Origin of the sequence: Chryseobacterium sp. KBW03 (assembly GCF_003852415.1) — a bacterium.
Lineage (GTDB): Bacteria > Bacteroidota > Bacteroidia > Flavobacteriales > Weeksellaceae > Chryseobacterium > Chryseobacterium viscerum.
In genome coordinates, this window is record NZ_QAJO01000012.1 from 38,708 (window position 1) to 64,531 (window position 25,824).

A 25,824-nucleotide genomic window follows, 5' to 3' on the forward strand; every position below is an offset into this window, starting at 1 on the left:
ATTTTCTTTTTGCATAAATCTTATTAAAAACTAAACTTCAATGCCTGCCGGGCGGAGTCAAAACATATATTGAGCTGGAAGCCCGAAGCTAGATGCTGGAAGTGAATTACAAACTGTAACAACCTCCTTCTTCCTGCTTCCCTCTTCCATTCTTATAACACTTTTTCTAAAATTCTGATGTAGATTTCTATTCCCTCTTCTATTTCCTGGATATAGATAAATTCATCTGCTGTATGAGAGCGCCTACTGTCTCCAGGGCCCATTTTCACGGATGTACATGGAATAATCGCCTGGTCTGAAGAGGTTGGTGAACCGTAAGTTGTCCTTCCGATTTCAATCCCTGCTTTTACAAACGGATGGTCCATTTCGATCTTTGAAGAATTCAGTCTGAAAGATCTGGCAGTCAACGTAGATTTCATCTGAGACTGAATGATTTCAAATGTTTCCTGATTGGAATATTCGTCTGTAACCCTCACATCCAGTGTAAAATTGCACGACTCCGGAACAACGTTATGCTGTACTCCTGCATGAATTCCTGACAAGGTAACTTTCACTTCTCCCAGATATTCTGAAACCTTTGGAAATTTAAAGGCTAAAATATTCTGCAGATCCAGCATACATTTTACAATCGAGTTATCATTATTAGGATGAGCGGCATGAGAAGGAGTTCCTTTCATTTCTCCATCAATCACAAGAAGGCCTTTTTCTGCAATCGCCAGATTCATCTGCGTGGGTTCTCCTACAATGGCGAGTTCTACATTAGGCAGCTGCGAAAATAAAGCTTCAATTCCATCAAATCCTGAAATCTCCTCCTCCGCCGTCAAAGCAATAACTAAATTATATTTTAAATCTTCTTTATCATAAAAGTGTAAAAAAACCTGTGCCATAGAAACCAAAGAAGCTCCGGCATCATTGCTTCCCAATCCAAACAGCTTCCCGTCTTTTTCAATAGGAACAAACGGATCCAATGTATAAGCCTTATTAGGTTTTACGGTATCATGATGTGTATTCAGCAAAACAGAAGGTTTAAACACATCAAAGTGTTTATTCACTGCCCAGATATTGTTTTTAAAACGTTTGGTAGGAATCTGATGTTTCTTGAAAAAATTCTCAATTTCCACTGACGTATTGAATTCATCTTTACTGAATGAAGGAATCTCAATCAAATTTTTAAGCAATCCGACTGCATTATTCAACAATTCTTCTTTATTATAAACAGATTTCAGTTCCTGCATGATGATTTTCTATATGGTTTTTAAGTTCTGTTTCTTTGATCAGAAACACCTTATTTACATTATTTTTTATTGCTCCCAGAGCATTTTCAAGTTTGGGTAAAATACCCTTGTGAAGCTTTCCTTCTTCTTTTAATACTGCAAACTCTCCTTCCGTTACACTTTTGATCAATGATTCAGGATCGTTTACATCTTCCAAAACGCCTGCTTTATCAAAGCAATACAAAAGTTCAACTTCATATTTCTCCGAAAGGGCCTGCGCCATTACAGAAGCAATAGTATCTGCATTGGTATTAAAAAGATTTCCTTTTTTATCGTGGGTGATCGCAGAAAATACAGGAACAAGATCCAGTTTCATTAATTTTGAAACCAGTTTTTTATTCACGCTTTTCTTATTGATATCTCCCACAAATCCGAAGTCTATCTCAGGATCTTCTCTTTTTTTGGCCTTGATCAGATTTCCATCTGCACCAGAAAAGCCTATGGCATTGCATTTTTTCTGCTGTAATTTTTCAACAATATTCTTATTGATTCCTCCTGCATATACCATTGTTACAATGTCCAATGTCTCTTTATTCGTAATCCTCCTTCCGTTGATCATTTTCTGCTCGATACCCAGTTTATCAGCCAGCGTTGTCGCCAACTTTCCACCGCCATGAACAAGAATCTTTTTTTCCTGGATTTCAGAAAACTGTTCTAAGAATTGGTTTAATAATTCCTCATCATCAATTAGAGCTCCCCCAATTTTTATGATGTATAATTTTTTTTTCATTGTAAACTTTTTGAGATCTTTACCTCTTTCATCCTTGTCAAGGTTTTGAACCTTGACAAGGATGAAAAGCAAAAAAATTATTTGGCTTTTAATTCATCTAAAATTTCACTGAACACAGCCTGCGCAGAGAAAATACGGTTTTTTGCCTGCTGATAAATGATAGAATTCTCTCCATCCATCACCTCATCACTCAATTCTACATTACGGCGAACCGGAAGACAGTGCATTACTTTTGCATTGTTGGTATTGGCTAATTTTTCGTTCGTCAGCATCCAGTCTCCCTTCACTTCAGGCATTGCTGCATAGTCATCAAAAGAGGACCAGTTTTTCACATAGATAAAGTCTGCATCCTTCAATGCTTCGTCCTGATCATGAATTACTTTTATATTCTTTGTAAACTTTTTATCCAAATCATACCCTTCGGGATTGGCAATTACCAGCTCTACATCCATTTCCTGCATCCATTCTGCGAAAGAGTTTCCCACGGCATGTGCAATAGGCTTAATGTGTGGTGCCCAAGTTAAAACCACTTTGGGTTTATGCTCTTTTTCCCAGTTTTCAGTAATGGTAATACAGTCTGCTAAACTTTGTAGCGGGTGACGGGTTGCAGATTCCAATGAAATGACAGGAACTGTTGCATGTTTTTCAAACTGACTTAGGATACTTTCATTCACATCATCTTCCTTGCTCTTCATTCCGGCAAAACAACGCACCGCAATGATATCACAATATTGATTCAGAACCTCAATAGCATCTTTAATATGCTCTACCGTATCACCGTTCATGACAGCTCCGTCAGCGAATTCAAGATTCCAGGCTTCCTGAGCAGCATTTAATGTCAATACATTTAATCCCAGATTTTGCGCAGCAATCTGACTGCTCAGACGGGTTCTAAGGCTTGAGTTTAAAAATACAAGTCCTATTGTTTTCCCTTTTCCTTTTTCTGTTTCGGTAAGGGGGTCTGCTTTTATTTGTAAAGCTTTTTTTATGATTTCCTGTAAGTTTTCAACATCACTTACAGAGGTGAATTTTTTCATTTTGAATTGATTTTAAAGATTTTCTTTTCCTTATTAATTGTTGATCTAACCACAAAAGTTTTTATTTAAACACTTTAGAACACTTAAGTTTTAAAAGTTTATTAATTTGAAAATATGTAAGATCACATAAGCTGAAAATCAAAGATTTTCAAAAACTTAAGTATACTCCTTAAGCGTTTAGTAGTTTTTTACAATCACTTAAGTGTTTAAACTCTTTTGTAACTTTTGTAGTTTAAATTTTCTCCAATACTATTTTCAGAGCATTGATGAAAAGATCCGTTTCCTCTTTTTTGATATTCAGTGCCGGAAGAATCCTCAACACTGTTTTATCATTAGAGTTTCCTGTGAAAATATGCTGATCGAACAATAAGCTTTTCCTTATTTCTGAACAGTCTCTATCGAGTTCTATTCCGATCATCAATCCTTTCCTTCGGATGGATTTAATATGTGGTAAATCTTTAATTTCATTTTCAATATACGCGCCCATCTGCTGAGCGTTTTCGATAAGATTTTCATCTTTCATTACATCCAGTACAGCAATTGAGGCTGCACAAGCCAGGTGATTTCCCCCGAATGTAGTTCCCAGCAAACCGTTGCTTGCCTGGAATTTAGGATGGATCAAAACTCCGCCAACCGGGAAACCATTCCCCATTCCTTTAGCTGTAGTAATGATATCTGCTTCTACACCAAACTCCTGGTGCGCAAAGAAATATCCGCTTCTTCCATATCCTGACTGCACTTCATCCAAAATAAGAACAGTATTATATTTCTCGCACAATTCTTTAATTTTGGATAAAAATTCCGGCGTTGGAATCATAATTCCTCCTACTCCCTGAATTCCTTCGATAATCACAGACGAAATTTCATTTCCATACTTCTCAAAAGTTTCTTCAAGCTGCTGTACACCATTCCATTCTGATTTGATGAATCTTTCAGAAAAGTTAACCGGAGCCACAATTTTTGGATTGTCTGTCACAGAAACCGCTGCGGAAGTTCTTCCATGGAATGAACCTGAAAAATACAGCACTTTGTTTTTTCCATTATGAAATGAAGCCAGTTTCAATGCATTTTCATTTGCTTCTGCTCCTGAGTTGCATAAGAAAAGGTTGTAATCTTCATATCCTGAAAGTTTTCCCAACTTGTCTGCCAGTTCAGTCTGCAGTTCATTCTGTACCGAATTGGAATAAAAAGAAATTTTTTCCAATTGATCTTTCAGTTTATTCTGATAGTGTGGATGGTTATGTCCAATGGAAATGACAGCATGACCTCCGTAAAAATCAAGATACTGTTCTCCTTTATCATCCCAAAGGAAAGATCCCTGAGCTTTTACCGGATTTATGTTGAATAATGGATATACGTTGAATAAATTCATGTCTTTAATAAATGATAATTGATAAATGTTTAATGATACGGGATTCGAGGTTATCAGCTCCCATACATTTTACTTTGTGCATTCTACATTGTACTTTTAGAATGCTATTGGCTTCAAATTCAGGCCTGCATTTTCTTCCCAGTTCATGGCCAGATTCATATTCTGTACTGCCTGTCCTGAAGCACCTTTTAACAAATTGTCAATCGCTGAGTGAATAACGACAACATTTCCACTCTTTTCGATCTGAATCACACAGCGATTGGTATTGACAACCTGCTTTAAATCAACTGCCCTGCTACTTACCGTAACGAAAGGCTCCTCTGCATAAAAATCCTGATACAATTGTTCTATTTCCTTCAGCTCCAGATCCGTCTTCATTGTGGAACTTGTAAAAATCCCTCTTGCAAAATCTCCTCTCCATGGAACAAAATTCAGGGTTACTTCTTTATTATTATATGAAATCAGCTGTTGTAAAATCTCATCTACATGCTGATGAGTTAAAGTTTTATACGCTGAAACATTATCATTTCTCCAGGTAAAATGAGTCGTTGCCTGCAAAGACTGTCCGGCTCCTGTAGAACCTGTAATCCCTGTAGTAAAGACTTCATTTAAGACTCCTTTTTCTGCTAATGGCAGCAAAGCCAATTGAATGGCCGTTGCAAAACATCCTGGATTAGCAATACTTTTTGCTCCTGCCAGTTGTTTTTTATTGATTTCCGGCAATCCGTAGATAAAATCTCTGTTTCCGAATTTCCCTTCTAAACGGAAATCATTTCCAAGATCGATAACCAGTGTTTCATCCTTAACTGAATTTTTAGTTAACCAGTTTTGACTTTCCTTGTGTGGAAGACATAGAAAAAGAATGTCTACCTCTTCAGGCTTATCAGTCAAAACCATTTCACAAACTGTCGTTAAATCCGGGTACAGATCCGAAATTCTTGTTCCCGAATTCGAACGACTATATAAAAAACTCAATGTCACATGGGGATGAAAGGCCAGTAAGCGTATCAGCTCACTTCCTGTATAACCGTTGGCACCAATTATTCCTACTGTTTTCTTCATTTTGATTCTGACAGAAACACATCCTGCCTTACATTAAATCGTCCCTTCGGAACTAGTTGATATTCTGGTTAATCTGGTGGTATATATTTAAAGAATTGCTTACAATTTTTGTATATCCTTTCACGTCATCACCGGTCCATGCTCTGTTGGCTTCTCCATAACTTCCGAATTTATCAGACATCAGGTCATGATCGGATTCTATTCCATTAAGAATAAATCTGTATGGATAAAGCGTTACAAACACTTTCCCGCTTACAGTTTTCTGAGAATCTGTCAGGAAAGATTCTATATTTCTCATGACAGGATCTAAGAAAAGTGCTTCATGAAGCCAGTTTCCATACCAATCGGATAACTGAGACTTCATCATTTGCTGATATTTTGAAAGGGTATGCTTCTCTAATAAATGATGCGCTTTGAGAATCACTGAGGCTGCTGCCGCTTCAAATCCTACTCGTCCTTTAATCCCAACAATGGTATCTCCTACGTGAATATCACGGCCAATTCCATATGCTGAAGCCAAAGTTTCTATTTTTTGAATGGCATATACAGAATGTTCAAAGCTTTCTCCGTTCACTCCCACCACTTCTCCGTTTTTAAACTCGATCTCCAGTTCTGAGGGCTCGGTTTCTTTGATTTGAGACGGAAAAGCTTCTTCCGGAAGATAATTTCTTGAAGTCAAGGTTTCTTTCCCTCCTACTGAAGTTCCCCAAAGTCCTTTATTGACCGAATATTGTGCTTTCTGGAATTCCATTTCATACCCGTGATCTTTCAAAAACTCAATTTCTTCTTCACGGGACAAAGCCATATCACGGATTGGCGTAATGATCTCTATATCCGGACACATTACCTGGAAGATCAAATCAAAACGAACCTGATCGTTTCCAGCTCCTGTACTTCCGTGTGCAATGGCATCTGCCTGTACTTCAATAGCATATTTTGCAATTTCCTGCGCCTGAATAGTACGCTCAGCACTTACAGACAGAGGATAGGTATTATTTTTCAATACATTCCCGAAAATCAAATATTTCACACATGAATTATAATAATCTTCCTGAGCGTCTATGCACCTGTATTCTTTTACTCCAAGGTTGAAGGCTCTTTTTTCCAATTCTTTTTCCTCTTCTTTAGAAAAACCTCCGGTATTTACAGTAACGGCATACACATCATACCCTAGGGTTTCACTAAGATATTTTGCACAGTAGGAAGTATCTAAACCTCCGCTAAACGCTAAGATGACTTTCTTTTTCATCTGGACTTTTTTTATTTTTATTACTAGTCAAATGGAACTCCCCAACGGAATTTTGTGCAGAATGCCCAAAATCGGCTTGGCTCATTTCATCATATTTATTTTCAGGACGATTACTTATCGTCTCTTTTTTTTTATCGTTTTCAGGAACAAATAACATCGCTGTACACAGACAGTTTTTTCGTTCCTTCATCATTAAAATCTCATAGTTCACGCAGTTCTTGCAACCATTCCAGAACTCTTCATCCTGAGTCAGTTCAGAATAGATTACTGGCTTATAGCCTAAATCGCTATTGATTTTCATTACTGCCAAACCTGTTGTCAATCCGAATACTTTTGCTTCCGGATATTTATCTCTAGATAATTGGAAAACTTTCTGCTTGATCTGAGTCGCTATTCCTCCGTTCCTGAATTTCGGAGACACAATCAGTCCCGAATTGGCTACAAACTTCCCATGTGACCAGGTCTCTACATAACAAAAACCTACCCACTCACCATTTTCAGTGGCTACCACAGCATTGCCTTCTGAAATCTTCTTACTCAAATATTCTATGGAACGTTTTGCGATCCCCGTTCCTCTACGCTGTGCAGAATCGTACATTTCCTGCTGTATTTCACTCACATACATTAGATGTTCGCATGAGGAAATTTCTATTTCCATTTATTTATCTAATTTTTTTGGCAAATTTAAAATATATTTTCTTTTAAATCCAAATAAAAAAGATATTTTTTTTGTTTTAAAATTTTTGACAGGTAAAATTATCTTTAATCAAAAATATACATTTGCTAATTTATTATACATTTGCTAAAATAATATAGTTATGGAAAGCACCTGTCCTAAATGCAACAGTATCAAAGTGGTAAAAAGCGGGATCATCAATGAGAAACAACGCTTTCACTGCAAAGACTGCAAGTACTATTTTACCGTTAAAAAACTGGGGAAACAGATTGATGATTATTATGTAACCAAGGCTCTTCAGCTTTATCTTGAGGGTTTAAGCTACCGTGAAATTGAAAGAATTATTGGTGTTTCACATGTCACTATAAGTTCATGGATTAAAAAGTACAATATCACAAGACCTCCTCACTCTGAGTTCCATCCTGTTTATAAGATTTTAAAACAAAACGAATTGATTGACTATATTGCAAAGGAAGAAAACATTAAAAACTCAGGGATTATCATTACTCAGTTTGCTGATAAATACATGTTGATCAAGTGGGAAAGGTTTAAGAAATAGTACGGGTTTCGGGATGCGAGATACGAGGTATAAAATCACATATAAATACTGTATATCAACAATTTACAAACACAACAATTTTAAAAACCCGGAATCTCGAATCCCGGACCCTACAACACTTAGCAAATCATAACTATACTATTACCACTAATATATATTAAATTTTCATAAACAAATTATTAATTACAATTTGGCATTCACAAAAAACAACGCCAAAAATTGATAATTTATGAAGAAATTACTTACATTTATTGGAGTAGCCTTAATCAGCGGTTCTGCATATTCCCAAGGTTCTCCTGATTACGGCAATGGCTTAAAAATAAACCTCAATCCGAATGGTGATAAATTCGTCAGATTTATCTTATGGGACCAGTTTTGGCTAAGAAACACCTCCATGAACCCCGGAAGTATGGTAGGCAGCGAACCCACTGACAATTCCTGGAGCGTAGGAAACAGGAGATTACGAGCCTTAGCTTATGCACAGATCTCTAAAAGATATATGATTCTCCTTCATTTTGGGATCAACAACCAAACTTTCATTAATGGAGGTGCAACAGGCACTTCCGGCACAGGAGGTTATGGAAATGGAAAAAAAACCCAGTTATTTTTTCATGATGCATGGAACGAATACGCAGTTATTTTACCTGGAGAAGCGGGAAAATTCAGTTTATCTTTAGGGGCAGGGCTTCATTACTATATGGGGCTTTCCCGTATGACCATGGCTTCTACGCTTAATTTCCTGACATTAGACTCTCCTGTCTTTTCCTGGCCGCTGATTGATAACTCTGACCAGTTTGCAAGACAGCTCGGAATGTTTGCGAAAGGTAAATACGGAAAACTGGAATACCGTTTCAGCTTAAACAAACCTTTTGCAACTGATCTTACTCCTTCGAATGTAACGGATCCTTCGAAAGCTGTAGCAGTAGACAACAACGGAAACCCAAGTTTTTCAAAAGCAGGATATGTAGAATACCAGTTTCTTGATGAGGAATCAAATACACTTCCCTACAAAGTAGGATCTTATCTCGGAACAAAAAAAGTTTTCAATGTGGGAGCCGGTTTCTATCATCAGGCAGACGGAACAAGAACTTCCGTGAATTCAACTATTGAAAAGCATGATATTACTCTTTTTGCTGTAGATGCTTTCGCAGATATTCCTTTGGGAGAAGCAAAAAATAAAATGGCAGTTTCTGCTTATGCCGGATATTATAACTACAATTTCGGTCCAAACTACGTAAGAAACCTGGGAACCATGAATATTGCAGCTTCTGATCCTAATTTCATCGGAAATAAAGCGATCGCAGGACCAGGAAACCCACAACCCACTATCGGAACAGGTAATATTATCTACGCGCAGGCGGGCTTACTTTTACCCAGCCAGGCAGAAAAACCGAAAATCAGAATACAGCCTTTCGCAGCCTATACCCACAAAAGCTTTGAAGCCTTTGACAAATCATCATCTCAGTTTGACGTTGGAGCCAACTGGTTCATAGACGGCCATCATGCGAAAATAACAACACAATATTCGACAAGACCTGTTTATACAAGTCCTACAGAAAGTCCTTCTTCTAAGGGGGAGTTTGTTGTACAGTTTCAGATCTACTTATAAAATTTAACCATTAAGAAAGATAAAACATGCAAGGTGAACTAAGGACACTGTCTCAAAATTCAAATAATTTGATTTTGTCATTCTGAGGAAGGAAGAATCTTACCAACCAGACACATATGAGATTCTTCATTACATTTCATTTCATTCAGAATGACATTTTTGAATTAGTTTCAAAGCATTGAACTTAATAATAACTTCAGTTATATCTTAATTTCCCTTAAGCACTTAAAATTCCTTAATGGTTCAAAAAAAATTCAAATTAAAATCCTATTCCATTAATATAAAAAATTAATCATATGAGCGAAAACCATCACGAAAGCTACGAAAATATGACCGACAGGCAGAAAAACCGCACCATTTGGAGCGTTATCACAGCCTCATCACTCGGTACATTGATAGAATGGTATGACTTCTATATCTTCGGAAGTTTAGCCGTCGTTTTAGCCACCAAATTTTTCCCTGCAGATAATCCTACTGCAGCGTTTTTATCTACCCTGGCAACTTTTGCAGCCGGATTTGTTGTAAGACCTTTCGGAGCCTTATTTTTCGGAAGACTGGGAGATATTATCGGAAGAAAATATACTTTCCTTGTTACTTTGCTGATTATGGGATTTTCCACTTTCCTGATCGGATGTATCCCAAGCTACGAAACCATTGGATTCATGGCACCGGTTTTAGTTTTAATTTTAAGGCTGCTTCAGGGATTAGCCCTTGGAGGTGAATATGGAGGTGCGGCTACCTATGTAGCAGAATATGCCCAGCCTCATCGAAGAGGTTACTGGACTTCATGGATCCAAACCACCGCAACAGCAGGACTTTTCATTTCACTGATTGTTATTTTAATTACGAAAACAACCCTTTCTGCAGAAGAATTCGATACCTGGGGATGGAGAGTTCCTTTCTGGATCTCGATTTTAATGGTTGCTGTTTCTTATGTGATCAGAAAAAACATGAAAGAATCTCCGCTTTTTGCTAAGGCCAAAAGTGAAGGAAAAACTTCTAAAAATCCTTTAAAAGAAAGCTTTGGAAATAAATACAATTTCAAGTTTGTATTATTGGCTTTATTCGGAGCTGCAATGGGACAAGGGGTTATCTGGTATACAGGGCAGTTCTATGCCATGAGTTTCCTTCAAAAAGTGATGAATGTAGAATCTTCACAGGTAGATTCGTTAATGGCCATTGCTTTATTTTTAGGAACTCCTTTCTTTGTATTCTTCGGGTGGCTGTCTGATAAAATCGGAAGAAAAGCTGTAATGATGACCGGAATGCTCGTCGCTATTTTAGCTTACAGACCTATTTATGAAAGTATGTTCAAGAGTGTAAATCTTGAAACCAAAACCCTCTCTACCAATGGAATTACAGAAAAAAGAACCGCTAAAATCCATAGTAATATTGCTACAGACAGCCTGGTTACTTTTCACAAAGAAACTCTTTACACAGATGGCACTTTGATTAAAAAAGACAGTGTTGTTCATTGGTCACCTGCAGGAGTTGTCATGAAAGACGGAAAAGCTGAAGAGCCTAAAGTATCCCAAAGCTTAAAATTAAGTGACAACACCAAATGGTATCTGATATTCCTGGTATTTATTCAAGTGATATTTGTAACCATGGTATATGGACCTATCGCTGCTTTCCTTGTTGAAATGTTCCCTGTGAGAATCCGATACACTTCGATGTCACTACCTTATCACATCGGAAACGGAGTATTCGGAGGGCTTCTTCCGGCAGTGGCAACTTATCTGGTAACTACCGGAAAAGAAGCGGGACATGCGACATGGTATCTGGAAGGACTCTGGTATCCGATTGGAGTTGCCACCGTATGTTTGATCATTGGATTGTTTTATCTTAAAAGTAAGAACAATAATCTTCACGATTAAGTACTGAATCACTCAAATTTTTATTAATTTTAAAACTACTAAAATGAACGGACTAAAAAAAATATTAGGCATTCTCTGGATCGCCATCGCGGTGATTGTAGGATATTTCGGAATTACAGTATTGGGAATCCCCAAAATAGCTTCCGGAAAACAGGAAGATCTGGTTTTTGGCATCATCATTCTTTTTGTACTGATGCCGATTATCTCAGGCGGAATGGCCATTTTCGGTTATTATGCCTTAAAAGGAGAATATTCTGACGATAAAATTTAAAAGAAATATGGATAGATAATTGATGAATGACTGCATTCATCAATTATCTTTTATCAAAAATCATTTATGAAAAAAAGACACGAACAAAAACTTATCATACTGAGCATAGGTCTTATGATTGCTTTCAGTATTCCAATTTCACTGATATTCAACAGTGAAAGGGAAGTTTTAGGCTATCCTATGATCCTGATCTACCTGTTCGTTGTCTGGATGATCTCTATTATAATTTCTTTTGTAATTGTAAAAAGGTATAATGAGTAGTTTTGCATTATTTTTTGTCGTCCTTCTTTACCTTGCCCTTCTTTTCTTAGTTGCCCACCTGGCAGAGAAAAAAAAGAGCAAACGCTGGATCAACAATCCCTACATTTACGCATTATCCCTTGCAGTATATTGCACTGCATGGACGTATTATGGAAGCATTGGCGTTGCAGCGACAAGCGGATTAAACTACTTACCCATTTACATTGGCCCCATTATGATTATTCCGGCATGGATCTATATCAACACCCGGATTGTAAGGATTTCAAGAGTCAATAAGATAAGCAGCCTTGCCGATTTCATTTCATTGAGATATGGGAACAGCAGAAGCCTGAGTGCCATCATCACAGTAGTCTGCCTTCTGGCAATAGTACCTTATATTGGGCTGCAGATCAAAGCTATTTCTGAAACCTTCCATCTCGTAACAGAAACTCCGATGTCCAAAGATATCCTGACCGATAATGCGACTTTTGTGGTGGTTTTAATTGCTTTATTTTCCTCTTATTACGGAACACGATACGTTGATGCATCAGAAAAACGTTTGGGAATTATCTCAGCGATTGCTCTGGAAAGTTTTTTAAAGCTATTCTTCATTATCATTCTTGGGCTTTTCGTAATCTATTATGCCTTCGATGGATTCTCAGATATTTATGAGAAGGCCAGCAAGTTTGAAGATTTTAAAGAAAAAAATACATTCAACGGGATTGAAGGAGCGATGAACTGGATGGTTCTGTGTATGATTTCTGCAACAGCGATCTGCATTCTACCGAGACAGTTTCATACCGCAATTGTTGAAAACAGACAGGAAAAACATATTAAAACAGCCATTTGGTTTTTCCCGCTTTACCTTCTAATCTTTACTATTTTTATTTTCCCGATTGCCTGGGGAGGAAGATTGATTTTTGACGGACAAAAAGTAAATCCTGAGTTCTACTCTATTTTGATTCCGCAGCATTTTGGCAACACCTTAATCACGGTGCTTGTTTTTCTTGGAGGATTGAGTTCCTGCATTTCAATGATTATAATCTCTGCCATTACTCTATCCATCATGCTTTCCAACAACCTCATCATTCCATATGGACTATTGGGAAAATTAAAGTCTGAAAGTGAAGAAAAAAATACAAGAAGCATCACCAATATCAGAAAATTCAGCATTTTTGCGCTGATCATCATGGCTTTTGCCTTCTACAAATATTTCATTCTGAAAACCTCACTGGATTCTGTAGGATTAATCTCATTTGTAGTGATTGCGCAACTTGCCCCTGCATTTTTCGGAGCTTTATTCTGGAGAAGAGGAAGTTACAAAGGCGCTGTTACCGGGCTTTTAGCCGGATTAGTAATCTGCTACTTCGGACTCATTATTCCACAGTATTATTTTTCGTACAATCAGGAGTTTAAAGGGGTCATCAGGGATATGTATAACGCTTTCGGCTTTTTTACCATTCCTTATCTGGGTAGAATTCCGCAGATCTTTTTCTGGTCGATGCTCGTCAATACAAGCCTGTTTACCATTATCTCTGTAAGTTTCAAAGGAAATTACCGTGAAAGAAACTTTGCGGAACTGTATGTGGATATTGACAAATACATTCAGAATCATGAAAATGCTTTTATCTGGCGTGGAACAGCCTATATTTCAGATATTCAGAATATTCTTGAACGTTTTTTAGGCAAAAATAAAACAGAGCAGGCATTAAGAATTTTTAATTTAAAATATAACATCGATTCCAAAACAGAAACCGCCGACTCAAGATTTATCAAGTTCTCAGAAAACCTTTTAGCTGGAAGAATCGGTACGGCTTCAGCAAAAATATTAATTGAAGGGGTCACTAAAGAAGATAAAATATCTTTAAAGGAGGTTTTAAATATTCTTGAAGAATCTCAGGAAAATATCAGCTTAAATAAAAAACTTACGGAACAATCTGAAGAGCTACAGAAACTTTCCAATGATCTGCGAACCGCTAACGAAAACCTTATCATCAAAGACCATCAAAAAGACGATTTCCTTGACTCTGTTGCTCATGAACTGAGAACTCCAATCACGGCCATTCGTTCTGCAGGAGAAATTTTAGCGGATGATGACGATATTCCTTTCGATATCAAACAAGAGTTTTTAAATAACATCATCACAGAATCCGACAGATTAAGTGAGATCATCAATGACATTCTCTATCTGGACAAATTACAGCATGGTGAAATCTCTTTACACATTCAGGAAAATAATATTACCGAAACCTATAAAAAAGCATTAAATCCACTTCTTCACCTGATACAGCAGAAAAATATTCATTTAAGTGAAGTTAATCTCCTGAATCATTTTATATTTGAATATGATGAAGCGAGAATGATTCAGCTGTTTCAGAATATCTGGGGAAATGCCTTAAAATTTACAGATGAACAGGGAACAATCCAGACTAAACTATTTGAAAAAGACGCACAGCTGATCATCAGTATTTTCAATACCGGGAAGCATATTCCTGAGGAAGATTTGGAAATGATTTTTGACAAATTTTATCAGTCTAAAAATCAAAATATTTTGAAACCAACAGGAAGCGGACTGGGACTGGCCATTTCCAAAAAAATAGTACAAGCACACAGCGGAAGTATAAAAGCCGAAAACAGCGGACTAGGCGTTACTTTCACCATAAACATTCCCGAAAAAACTAAAAAAGAGATTACAGATGAAGTTGAACACCATTAAAACCCTTTTATGAGAAAGATAATCATTGCGGATGACGAACACAAAATATTAATGTCGCTGGAATACAGCTTTAAGAAAAATGGCTATGACGTCTATATTGCCCGTGACGGAACAGAAGTACTCGATTTTCTGAAAACGATGGTTCCGGACGTCATCCTTCTCGATATCATGATGCCGAATCTTGATGGGTACAGCACTTTGGACCTCATCAAACAGGATGAAAAACTGAAAGACACCAAAGTCCTCTTTCTGAGTGCTAAAAACAATCCCAGAGATATTGAAAAAGGATTAGAAATGGGAGCTGATGCTTACGTTACAAAGCCCTACTCGATTAAGAAACTGATGCAGCAGATTGAGGAGATGTTTTAAGTAAGAATTAAGAGCTAAGAATCAAGATTAAGACTTCAGATAACGACTGGTAAAAACGGTTATTACTTCGTCTTTGGCTCGCAATTTAGCCTTGCTTATCCTTGTCAAGGTTTTAAACCTTGACAAGGATAAGCAAAAAACCAAACACAAGACTATTGATATGGATACATTATTTAAACAAAGCATAGAACATAAAGAAAACTTCTGGAAGGAACAGGCCGGAAAACTCAAATGGTTTGATTTCCCCCAGCAAATCCTTTCAAACGGTGAGAATGATTACCCACAGTGGTTTTCCGATGGAAAGCTCAATATGTGTTATTTATGTATCGACAGGCACATTGAAGAGGGTTTCGGAGATCAGGTTGCCATTGTTTATGATTCTCCTGTAACCGATCAGAAGAAAACCTACACTTTCAGTCAGGCGAAAGAGGAAATTGCAAAACTGGCAGGAGGGCTGGCTTCTTTAGGATTACAAAAAGGAGACACGGCAGTTATCTATATGCCTATGATTCCGCAGACTCTTTTTGCCATGTTGGCATGTGCAAGAATCGGGGTTATTCATAATGTGGTTTTTGGAGGTTTTGCTCCTCATGAACTTGTCGTGAGAATTGATGACTGCAAACCAAAAGTTTTAATCACAGCTACAGCAGGAGTGGAAATCGCCAAAAGAATTCCTTATCTCCCGCTGGTGGAAAAAGCGATTGAACTGGCACAAGATAAAGTAGATAATATTATTGTTTACAACAGAAAATTAGTAGATAATCAGGATGAAATGTTCGATGGATTGATTGATTATGAAGAATTGGTTGAAAAATCTGCTCCTGCAGACTGTATTTCTGTGGAATCTACCCATCCGCTCTATCTGCTTTACACATCGGGAACTACCGGAAAACCCAAAGGTATTGTTCGTGATACCGGAGGATATGCCACTGCATTACAATTCTCCATGACGTATGTTTATGGAGTGGAACCGGGAGAAACCTATTGGGCGGCTTCAGATTTTGGATGGGCAGTTGGGCATAGTTTTTCTGTGTACGGACCATTAATCAACAGAAATACCACTATTATTTTTGAAGGAAAACCTATTATGACTCCTGATGCAGGAACATTTTGGAGAATCATTTCAGAATACAAGGTTTCAGTGATGTTTACGGCTCCTACCGCTATCAGGGCGATTAAAAAAGAAGATCCGAACGGAGAATTGGTAAAAAAATATGATCTTTCACATTTCAGAAAACAGTTTCTGGCAGGTGAAAGATGCGATGTCGCTACTCTGGACTGGTTTGCAGAACATATCGGCGTTCCGGCTATAGACCATTGGTGGCAGACAGAATCCGGGTGGCCTATGCTTGGGTTACTGACTCACGATGAAAACTACCAGATCAAAAGAGCTTCTGCAGGAAAAACTATTCCTGGATATGACATTAAAATCTTTGATGAAAACGGCTTAGAACTCGATCCGCATCACGAAGGTTATCTGGTAATCAAACTTCCTCTTCCGCCCGGTGCCATGCTTGGAATATGGAAAGATTACGAACGTTTTGAAAACAGCTACCTGTCTCAGTACAAAGGGTATTATTTTTCAGGAGACGGTGCTATACAGGATGAAGACGGTTATATTTTCATTACAGGAAGAGTGGATGATGTGATCAATGTAGCAGGACACAGACTTTCCACCTCTGAGATGGAAGAAATTGTTTCTTCACATCCGGATGTCGCGGAATGTGCTGTCGTTGGCATTGATGATGATTTAAAAGGACAGGTCCCTTTTGCTGCCGTTGTGTTGAAAAACGGCTCAGCTATTTCTGAAAAAGACATTGAAAAAGACATCATTCAAATGGTCCGCAATAAAATCGGAGCAGTGGCTTTTCTAAAAAACGCTATGGTTGTCAAACGCTTACCTAAAACACGATCCGGAAAGATTTTAAGAAAACTGATCCGAACGCTGCTTGACGGAAAAGATTTCCAGATTCCCTCAACGATTGACGATGAAAAAATCATTGATGAAATTCAGGAAAAAATCAAGGAATATAGGGCTTAAGCGGGAAATTAAACATAAATTTAAATATTTGTTTAATCCATTATAAAACGTTGAACCATTAAGAGAAATAAAGATATTAAAGAGTATTAAGTTCATCAAAGATGAATAAGAAGCATCGTTAACTAAATAGTTTCAGCTATGATTTTAAACCACTTAAAAAGTTAACGGCTTGCGCTTTCAAAAATCAAAAACATAAAAATATTTATCAAAATAAAATCAATAAAAAACGAAAGGGATATGAGAAATTACTTAATAGAAGATTTACCACAATATTTTGAAGATTATAAAAAGTCTATCAAAAATCCTAAAAAATTCTGGGATAAGGTAGCGGATCAAAATTTCGTGTGGTACCAACGATGGAGCAAGGTTGTTAAGTATGATATGAATGAAGCTAAAATTACCTGGTTCAAAAATGCAAAACTCAATATTACTAAAAACTGTATCGACAGACACCTTGCCATAAGAGGAGAGAAAACAGCCATCATCTGGGAACCTAACGATCCAAAGGAAGAAGCACAGCATATTTCTTACCAAGAATTATATACCCGCGTTAATAAAACGGCTAATGTTTTACAGGATATGGGTATTAAAAAGGGAGACAGAGTCTGTATCTATCTTCCCATGATTCCTGAATTGGCTATTACAATGCTTGCCTGTGCAAAGCTTGGGGCAGTACATTCTGTGATCTTCGCAGGATTCTCAGCTGCAGCAGTCGCTTCAAGGGTAAATGACTGTGAAGCAAAAATGGTGATCACATCAGATGGAAGCTACCGGGGAAATAAGGTTCTTGACCTAAAAAGTATTGTTGATGATGCTTTGGAAAAAACACCAACGGTTGAAAACGTTCTTGTAGTCAAGAGAACCAACAATGAAATTAAGATGAAAGAAGGAAGAGATCACTGGATGGCCGATCTGTATGAAAAAGCTTCTGCTGATTTCGTTACAGTAATTATGGATTCCGAAGATCCGCTTTTCATTCTGTATACTTCCGGATCTACAGGGAAACCAAAAGGAATGCTCCACACTTGTGCCGGTTATATGGTGTATACCGCTTATACATTCAAAAACGTATTTAATTATAAGGAAAATGATATTTATTGGTGTACTGCAGACATCGGATGGATTACGGGACACTCTTATATTCTTTACGGACCTTTATTAAATGGAGCAACTACCGTAATTTTTGAAGGAGTTCCTACTTATCCTGAACCAGACCGTTTCTGGGAAGTGATTGAAAAACATAAGATCACTCAATTTTACACCGCTCCTACTGCCATTCGCTCTTTAGCGAAAGAAAGTGCAGAATGGGTAGATAAACATGACCTTAGCTCTTTGAAAGTAATTGGTTCTGTGGGTGAACCTATCAACGATGAAGCATGGCATTGGTTCAACGATCATGTTGGAAAGAAAAAATGCCCTATCGTGGACACCTGGTGGCAGACTGAAACGGGAGGAATTATGATTTCACCGCTTCCTTTTGTAACCCCAACGAAACCTACGTACGCTACCCTTCCTTTACCCGGCGTACAGCCTGTTTTGATGGATGATAAGCGAAATGAAATTACAGGAAACCAGGTGACCGGAAATCTTTGTATCCGTTTTCCATGGCCGGGAATTGCAAGAACAATCTGGGGCGACCACCAACGATATAAAGAAACGTATTTCACCGCTTTTCCTGGTAAATATTTTACGGGTGACGGGGCTTTGAGAGATGAAGTTGGCTATTACAGAATTACGGGACGTGTAGACGATGTAATCATTGTTTCAGGCCACAATCTGGGAACCGCTCCTATTGAAGACAGTATCAACCAGCACCCAGCTGTTGCAGAATCCGCTATTGTAGGCTACCCGCACGATATTAAAGGGAATGCGCTTTATGGATATGTCACCCTTAAAGAAACCGGTGAAGGGCGTGATAAAGAAAATCTTAAAAAAGAAATCAATCAGCTGATTGCCGATCAGATAGGACCTATTGCTAAACTGGATAAGATACAGTTTGTATCAGGGCTTCCGAAAACGCGTTCCGGGAAAATTATGCGTAGAATACTGAGAAAAATTGCAGAAGGCGACTTCAGTAATTTTGGAGATATCAGTACTCTGCTCAACCCTGAAATTGTAGAAGAAATCAAAAACGAAAGAATTTAATTAATCATTTTTTTAACCAATAGTGAGCCCTGGAAGTCATTTCCGGGGCTTTTATTTGCTTTAAAACGTTCAATTTTATCACAAATTAATTTCTTAAAACATTAGAGTTATATCGAATTAAGCCTTCTTATTTTTCCTAAAATCAAGAATATAATAGAAACATCAATTTCCAAATAGATACAATTACCCAATTGCTAAAATTAAACATCCGTTCAATAATTATTCTTAAACATTATCATTTTATATTGAAAACAGAATGTTAATTAACAAATTTTATTGACTTAAGCACAATAATAATCAGAAAATAATTACTAACTTTAGTCATAACTTTAAAACCAATGAACTATGTCACATATAATAGCTGGGCTATTTGAGCATCACAGCGACTACAAAAAACTAGAAAGTGATCTGGAAAACTCAGGATTTGAAAATGAAGATTACATGGTATACCTTAACAATGATTCCAATAACTCCCAATATATGGCGAGTGTTACTGTAAAGGATATTGATCAGATTGATCTTGCCCGGAATGTTTTCATTCAAAATGCAGCCTTAAAATCGTATTTATTTGAGAACATGAATATCAATGAAACGAATTATGACACGATTAAAAGGTATATAGATGTGCGAAACAGAGCTGAAATTCAGAACAGCCCTGATATTAAAATCAAAACGTCAAGTGACGGTATGAATTCTGAAGTTAAATTCTAAACGACATAAAATTCAATAGCTAAAGATCCGCAGGGCATTCTGCGGATCTTTTATGTTTGAAAAGACTAAAAAATTTCGTATTTTCGTCTTATTATAGGCATGTACACAAATGAGTTACGATTTAGAACAAGAAAATAAAGAAATCCTGGCCAGATATAAGGACTTGATTTCTAACACATACAGGACGTTGGATGAGGAAAATAACAAACTCATCAGAAAGGCATTCGATATTGCCCTGGACGCCCACAAGGATCAAAGGAGAAAATCCGGCGAGCCTTACATCTACCACCCTATTGCTGTTGCTAAAATTGTAGCGACAGAGATTGGTTTGGGTGCTACCTCTATTGCCTGTGCCCTTTTGCATGATGTAATTGAAGATTCCGATTATACCTACGAAGATCTGAAAAAAATCTTTGGAGAAAAGATAGCCAATATCGTGAATGGATTGACCAAAATATCCATCATGAATCATCAGAACATCTCTGTACAGTCTGAAAACTACAGGAAACTGTTATTGACATTATCCGAGGATTTCAGGGTTATTCTGATTAAAATTGCGGACCGTCTTCATAATATGAGGACACTGGAAAGCATGGCTCCGGATAAGCAGAAAAAAATTGCTTCGGAAACAGTCTATATCTATGCGCCGATGGCTCACCGTCTCGGATTGTACAACATCAAATCTGAGCTGGAAGATCTTTCCTTAAAATATAACAGCCCGGAAGTATATAACGAGATCACGGAAAAATTGGAACTTGCCAAAGAAAACCGTGAGCGATATATTAACGAGTTTACAAAAGAAGTATCAACAAGACTTGGGGAAGAAGGCTTAAATTTTAAAATCAAAGGCCGTGCAAAAGCCATCTCTTCCATTTACAGAAAGATGCTGAAACAGGGAGTTTCCTTTGAGGAAGTTTTTGACAACTATGCCATCAGGATTATTTATAAATCCGATGCGAAAAATGAAAAATTCCTGGCCTGGAAGATCTATTCTATTGTTACAGATGTATATCACAGTAACCCATCGAGAATGCGTGACTGGATTACACAGCCTCGTTCTACAGGATACGAAAGCTTACACTTAACGGTTTTAGGTCCTGACAGAAAATGGATTGAAGTACAGATCCGTTCAGAGCGAATGGATGAAATTGCTGAAAAAGGAGTTGCTGCCCATTATAAATACAAAGAAGGTTACAAACAAAGTTCTGATGACAGAAATTTTGAAAAATGGGTAACAGAGATCCGTGAAGTACTGGAACAACAGCAGAATCTTTCCACTTCGGAGCTTTTGGATAACATTAAGCTTAATTTATATTCTAAGGAGGTATTTGTCTTTACACCCAAAGGAGAAATTAAAATTCTGCCTACCAATGCTACTGCCCTGGATTTTGCTTTCTCGGTCCATTCAGATCTGGGAATGAAGTGTCTGGGTGCCAAAATCAATGGAAAACTGGTTCCTATTTCCTATATTCTTCAAAACGGAGATCAGATAGATATTCTTTCTTCACAGAATCAGAAACCAAAATCTGACTGGCTGGAATTTGTAGTAACATCAAAAGCCAAGTCCAAGATCAAAAGTTATCTGAACTCTCAGAAAAACCAACTGGTAGAGGAAGGGAAAGAAATTTTACAGAGAAAACTTCGTCATGCAAAAATCAACTTTAATGATGAAGAAATTAACAAACTTCAAAAGTTCTTTAATTTAAAATCTTCTCAGGAGTTATTTCTTAAATTCCAAAGCAATGAACTGGATGTAAGCAGTTTAAGAAAATACATTGAAAGCAAAAATGTATTTAACAATTTACTTTCAAGATTCAGAAAGTCACCTAGTAAAAATCACCATTTCGAGGAACCGAAAGAGGAAAACCTTGATATGATTGTCTTTGGGAAAGATGAAGAAAAACTAAACTATAGCTATGCAAAATGCTGTACAGTAATTCCTGGGGACAAAATTTTCGGATTCATCACCATTTCAGACGGAATTAAGGTTCACAGTGACACCTGTCCGAATGCCATTAACCTAAGAGCGCAGTATGACTATCGTGTCATTCCTGCCAAATGGGTGAACGCTGAAAGCTTCAAGAACAGAGTGAAAATTGAAATTGAAGGACTTGACAGAATGGGAATGATCAACGACATTACCACTGTTATCAGCGGAAGTATGGGAATGGATATGAAAAGTATGTCTATTGAATCCAACAATGGGGTTTTCACAGGAAATATAAATCTGGAAGTCAAAAATAAAGGTCAGCTGGAAGAGACCTTTAAAAAACTTAAAAATATTAATGGGGTTTCAAGAGTGAGACGACTACAATCATAGACATGAATTTATCTCTTTATTTTAAAAAATTTTTCAACAACAGTCAGTCCTCAGGAATTATTCTTATTTTCTGTGTACTTATTTCATTGCTTATTGCCAACTCCTCTGCTGCAGAGAATTTTCAGCACTTTTTAGACCAAGAAGTGGGTACTCACCTATTTGGGCTGGAATATCCTGTCAGCATCTGGATCAATGATGGATTGATGGCTGTTTTCTTTCTTTTGGTAGGCCTTGAAATAAAGCGGGAACTTGTAGAAGGAGAACTTTCATCCTTTAAAAATGCTTCGCTGCCCATTTTTGCAGCGGTGGGCGGAATGCTTATTCCGGCGGCAATCTACAGTATTTTCAACTCAGGAACAGAATATGGCAATGGCTGGGGAATTCCTATGGCTACCGATATCGCTTTCTCCTTGGCTATCATTTCGATGCTGGGTAAAAAGATCCCTAATTCTATTAAGATATTTTTAGCGGCATTGGCTATTGTAGACGATCTGGGAGCTATTCTTGTGATTGCAATTTTCTATACCGAGCAGATTCACTGGACCTATCTCCTGCTCTCTTTTGGGGTAACTGCTCTATTATTTATTTTAAACTTTTTAAAAGTAACAAAAACTATATTTTACATTATTCCGGGGTTATTTTTATGGTATTTCCTACATCATTCCGGAATTCATGCTACAATAGCGGGTGTTTTACTCGCGTTTTCAATTCCTACCAATGCTTCGAATGTAGAAATTTCGCCATTGGAAAAACTGGAGCATAAGCTTCACATCCCGGTAAGTTTTCTGATCATGCCTATATTTGCTTTGACGAATACCAACATCACTTTTTCCAGTGAGATGGTAGCAGGAGTTACAAGTACATTAGGATTGGGAATTATCTGCGGTTTGATATTAGGAAAACTGATTGGTATCAATTTATTCTCCCTGATCGCGATCAAATTAAAGCTTAGTTCTCTGCCTCAAAACAGCAACTGGCTTCAGATGATTGGTGTGGGTCTGCTTGCCGGAATTGGGTTTACCATGTCCATTTTTATCGCATTACTTTCATTTAAAGGTGAAATTGAGATTCAGGACGAAGCGAAGTTTGCCATTCTGATCGCTTCATTTATAGCTGCGGTTGCAGGATTTATCATATTAAGTATAAGTTCAAAAGAAAATCCCGAACTGGAAGAAAATTAATCTTTCTTCCGGTTTTCAAGTTTTCTATTATGCTCTTCATCGCTTTTAAAGTCAGGTTCTGTAATCTGAGTGTGATAGTGCAGCGTTTCTTTCTGAATCTCATCAGACAGCAATTTTTCAATTCTGAGTTTTCTGATGGCCATATTCAATTCGTTTCCGAATAGAAGCAGATATACATTCACATTCACCCAAACCATCAGCAGAATCATACTGCCAATAGATCCGTAAAGGACGTTATATCGTGCTATATCCTTTACATAAATCGCAAAAATATAAGTCGTAACCACAAACAGCACCGTTGTCAGAATAGCCCCCGGAACAGCCTGTCTGAATCTTGAGATTTTTACAGTTCCCAGCCAGTAAAATAAGGTCAAAAGTATAAAGTAAAAAAGCGGGAAAGAAACGAATCCAATAATTTTGGAAAGGTTGTCTACAAGCCATGTAACATCATAAGCAGGTGTAAAAAGCTTCATCACGACCTCCGCGTAATACACTCCGAAAAGGGTTAAAAAAACGATAGTAATAAAACCTATTGTAATAAAGAATGAAAGAATAAACTCTTTTACATCACTTAATTTTTCATCCGTATTTTCATTAAAACCATTAATCAGGGAAAATGTACCGTTCGTAGCAAAAACAAGCGCCAGTAAAATGGTCAGATTACTGATTCCCTTCATGTTCGGAATGATATTGTTTACGATATATCCTTTTACGTCTCCTTCCATGTTTGAAGGGAAAACATTATGCAGCAGTACATCAAAAATATAGAACTGCAGCTCATTATAAAGCGGCATATAAGGAAGAACCGAAAGCAGGAACAGAAGAAACGGAAATAAACTGATGGTAAAGCTCCACGAAATAGCCGCAGCCTTTCTTCCTATTTTTCCTTTGAAAATCCCGGAGATATAGATCTGAAACATCTGCCAAAGCGATATTCCCAAAACAGGAATATGAATGCCGTCAAAAAACTCTTGAATCTTCAAAATAAAATTAGGAACCTTTACACCCATCTATTTGTTTGTTTAATACAAATGTAGGGGAATTAAATGAAACAGGGAAAAGATGAGGGAGGTTAGACTTGAGATATTAGGTAGCAGGTGGCAGGGATTAGGTAATATTTGTCATGATGACTTATATTCAACTTCTCAACTCTAACTTCTAAATTAAGATATCCTGATAATAGGTGTCCGACTGGGAACTAGCAGCAAAAAATCATTAACCTTACCCCAAAACTTTGAACTTTGTATCCCGAAGACCTATCTTTGCCGTCTGAAACTTCTTACAATGCGAATCAGTTTACTTTGTATCGGTAAAACAGACGATAAGGAAATCACGTCTTTAATTAATTATTATCTCAACCGATTACCCAAACACTGGAATTTTGAAATTAATGAAATTCCGGATGTTAAAAATGCCAAGAACCTATCTCCCGACCTTCTTAAAAAAGAAGAAGCCAAATTATTTTTAAACCATATCGATAAAAACGATCTTGTAGTCATTCTTGATGAGAAAGGAAAACAATTTACCAGCCGTGAGTTTTCACAGAAAATTGATACCTGGATGAATTCTTCCGTGAAAAAAGTACACATCCTGATAGGTGGAGCTTATGGCTTTTCGGAAGAGATTTACAGCAGAGCCAATGAAAAAATGTCTTTATCCAAAATGACTTTTACTCATCAGATGATCCGCCTGTTTATTGTAGAACAGCTTTACCGTGCAGATCAGATCTTGCAAGGCAAGCCTTATCATAACGATTAAACCAAAAAAGGCTGTCCCAAAAGTCAAATTATTGCCTTTTGTCGTTCTGACGAAGGAAGAATCTTTTTGATATTTAATACACGAGATTCTTCACTACACTTCATTGCGTTCAGAATGACATTTTTGAGACAGCCTTCTTTTTATTTCAGATTGATCTGCCTTTTTGCTTCGCCAACGACAAAAGCAACAGAATTGGCAATATTAAAGCTTCGGATCAGCTTTGACATAGGAATAGTCAAATGATTCTCAAAACGGTCTAAAACGTCTTTACTGAGCCCTACACTCTCCTTTCCGAAAACCAACCAGTCCCCATCCTGAAAATCGGTTTCCAAATATGATTTTTCAGCATGTGAACTCATTAAAAAAACGCGTGACAGATCAGGAATATTTTTAATCCATTCTTCAACATCTGCATATTCAGAAACATCAAGATGTACCCAATAATCCAATCCGGAACGCTTTAAATTTTTATCATTAATTATAAATCCAAAGGGGTGAATCAAATGTAATCTACTTTCTGTTCCTACACATAATCTTCCGATATTTCCTGTATTATTAGGTATTTCAGGCTCTACAAGGACAATATTCAACATCTCTATCTCTTTATTCGTTTTTTAAAGTTAAACC

22 protein-coding genes are annotated in these 25,824 nt (G+C 37.2%); 13 read left to right on the forward strand and 9 right to left on the reverse strand.

Features of this window, described 5'->3' with window-relative positions; genetic code table 11:
- Positions 1–152: 152 nt before the first annotated feature.
- From DBR39_RS20140 to DBR39_RS20170, 7 genes are all read right to left on the reverse strand, one after another.
- Entirely contained in the window at positions 153–1,235 is a 1,083-nt protein-coding gene (locus DBR39_RS20140) for a M20 family metallo-hydrolase (protein ID WP_124536081.1), read from the reverse strand.
- Positions 1,210–2,004 carry an acetylglutamate kinase gene (gene argB / locus DBR39_RS20145; RefSeq protein ID WP_124536083.1) on the reverse strand — a complete coding sequence of 265 codons (795 nt, stop codon included), beginning with the start codon at positions 2,002–2,004 and terminating at the stop codon, positions 1,210–1,212. The genes DBR39_RS20140 and argB overlap by 26 nt, the downstream gene beginning before the upstream one ends.
- Positions 2,005–2,081: 77 nt before the next feature.
- On the reverse strand, positions 2,082–3,041 hold the full coding sequence (locus tag DBR39_RS20150) for an N-acetylornithine carbamoyltransferase (protein ID WP_124536085.1): 960 nt from the start codon (positions 3,039–3,041) through the stop codon (positions 2,082–2,084).
- A gap of 232 nt (positions 3,042–3,273) precedes the next feature.
- Complete coding sequence (locus tag DBR39_RS20155; RefSeq protein ID WP_124536087.1) at positions 3,274–4,413, reverse strand: aspartate aminotransferase family protein; 1,140 nt, start codon at positions 4,411–4,413, stop codon at positions 3,274–3,276.
- Between the two features lie 96 nt (positions 4,414–4,509).
- Complete coding sequence (argC, locus tag DBR39_RS20160) at positions 4,510–5,475, reverse strand: N-acetyl-gamma-glutamyl-phosphate reductase (RefSeq protein ID WP_124536089.1); 966 nt, start codon at positions 5,473–5,475, stop codon at positions 4,510–4,512.
- 52 nt (positions 5,476–5,527) lie between these two features.
- Complete coding sequence (locus tag DBR39_RS20165; protein ID WP_124536091.1) at positions 5,528–6,724, reverse strand: argininosuccinate synthase; 1,197 nt, start codon at positions 6,722–6,724, stop codon at positions 5,528–5,530.
- Positions 6,696–7,382 (reverse strand): GNAT family N-acetyltransferase, encoded by a 687-nt coding sequence (locus tag DBR39_RS20170; protein WP_124536093.1) that lies wholly within the window; start codon positions 7,380–7,382, stop codon positions 6,696–6,698. Before DBR39_RS20170 ends, DBR39_RS20165 begins: the two co-directional genes overlap by 29 nt.
- 160 nt (positions 7,383–7,542) lie before the next feature.
- On the opposite strand from DBR39_RS20170, the gene DBR39_RS20175 reads away from it, so the two are divergent.
- From DBR39_RS20175 to nhaA, 12 genes are all read left to right on the forward strand, one after another.
- A complete protein-coding gene (locus DBR39_RS20175; RefSeq protein ID WP_124536095.1) occupies positions 7,543–7,959 on the forward strand; it encodes a helix-turn-helix domain-containing protein in 417 nt (138 codons plus the stop codon).
- Between the two features lie 229 nt (positions 7,960–8,188).
- Positions 8,189–9,568: a porin gene (locus DBR39_RS20180; protein ID WP_124536097.1), complete on the forward strand. Its 1,380-nt coding sequence runs from the start codon at positions 8,189–8,191 to the stop codon at positions 9,566–9,568.
- Between the two features lie 296 nt (positions 9,569–9,864).
- Positions 9,865–11,445, forward strand: coding sequence for an MFS transporter (locus DBR39_RS20185; RefSeq protein WP_124536099.1), 1,581 nt, complete (start codon positions 9,865–9,867; stop codon positions 11,443–11,445).
- Positions 11,446–11,488: 43 nt separating this feature from the next.
- Complete coding sequence (locus DBR39_RS20190) at positions 11,489–11,716, forward strand: DUF6814 family protein (protein WP_034696261.1); 228 nt, start codon at positions 11,489–11,491, stop codon at positions 11,714–11,716.
- 66 nt (positions 11,717–11,782) lie between these two features.
- Positions 11,783–11,977 carry a hypothetical protein gene (locus DBR39_RS20195; RefSeq protein ID WP_124536101.1) on the forward strand — a complete coding sequence of 65 codons (195 nt, stop codon included), beginning with the start codon at positions 11,783–11,785 and terminating at the stop codon, positions 11,975–11,977.
- Complete coding sequence (locus tag DBR39_RS20200) at positions 11,970–14,672, forward strand: ATP-binding protein (protein WP_124536103.1); 2,703 nt, start codon at positions 11,970–11,972, stop codon at positions 14,670–14,672. Before DBR39_RS20195 ends, DBR39_RS20200 begins: the two co-directional genes overlap by 8 nt.
- 9 nt (positions 14,673–14,681) lie before the next feature.
- A complete protein-coding gene (locus DBR39_RS20205; protein WP_124536105.1) occupies positions 14,682–15,041 on the forward strand; it encodes a response regulator transcription factor in 360 nt (119 codons plus the stop codon).
- Between the two features lie 154 nt (positions 15,042–15,195).
- Positions 15,196–17,082 (forward strand): AMP-binding protein, encoded by a 1,887-nt coding sequence (locus DBR39_RS20210; protein ID WP_124536444.1) that lies wholly within the window; start codon positions 15,196–15,198, stop codon positions 17,080–17,082.
- 219 nt (positions 17,083–17,301) lie between these two features.
- Complete coding sequence (acs, locus tag DBR39_RS20215; RefSeq protein WP_228447885.1) at positions 17,302–19,227, forward strand: acetate--CoA ligase; 1,926 nt, start codon at positions 17,302–17,304, stop codon at positions 19,225–19,227.
- 345 nt (positions 19,228–19,572) lie between these two features.
- Positions 19,573–19,938 (forward strand): hypothetical protein, encoded by a 366-nt coding sequence (locus DBR39_RS20220; RefSeq protein ID WP_124536109.1) that lies wholly within the window; start codon positions 19,573–19,575, stop codon positions 19,936–19,938.
- Positions 19,939–20,047: 109 nt separating this feature from the next.
- A complete protein-coding gene (locus DBR39_RS20225) occupies positions 20,048–22,258 on the forward strand; it encodes a RelA/SpoT family protein (protein WP_109738169.1) in 2,211 nt (736 codons plus the stop codon).
- Positions 22,259–22,260: 2 nt separating this feature from the next.
- Positions 22,261–23,439 (forward strand): Na+/H+ antiporter NhaA, encoded by a 1,179-nt coding sequence (gene nhaA, locus DBR39_RS20230; protein ID WP_124536111.1) that lies wholly within the window; start codon positions 22,261–22,263, stop codon positions 23,437–23,439.
- Here the strand turns inward: nhaA and DBR39_RS20235 are convergent.
- Positions 23,436–24,449 (reverse strand): YihY/virulence factor BrkB family protein, encoded by a 1,014-nt coding sequence (locus DBR39_RS20235; RefSeq protein ID WP_124536118.1) that lies wholly within the window; start codon positions 24,447–24,449, stop codon positions 23,436–23,438. The genes nhaA and DBR39_RS20235 overlap by 4 nt on opposite strands.
- 274 nt (positions 24,450–24,723) lie before the next feature.
- Between DBR39_RS20235 and rlmH the strand changes: the two genes are divergently transcribed.
- Positions 24,724–25,197 carry a 23S rRNA (pseudouridine(1915)-N(3))-methyltransferase RlmH gene (gene rlmH, locus DBR39_RS20240; protein WP_103234492.1) on the forward strand — a complete coding sequence of 158 codons (474 nt, stop codon included), beginning with the start codon at positions 24,724–24,726 and terminating at the stop codon, positions 25,195–25,197.
- A 140-nt stretch (positions 25,198–25,337) separates the two neighbouring features.
- Here the strand turns inward: rlmH and DBR39_RS20245 are convergent, their stop codons facing one another.
- Positions 25,338–25,790, reverse strand: a complete 453-nt coding sequence (locus DBR39_RS20245; protein WP_124536120.1) for a tRNA (cytidine(34)-2'-O)-methyltransferase — start codon at positions 25,788–25,790, stop codon at positions 25,338–25,340.
- Positions 25,791–25,824: the final 34 nt, after the last annotated feature.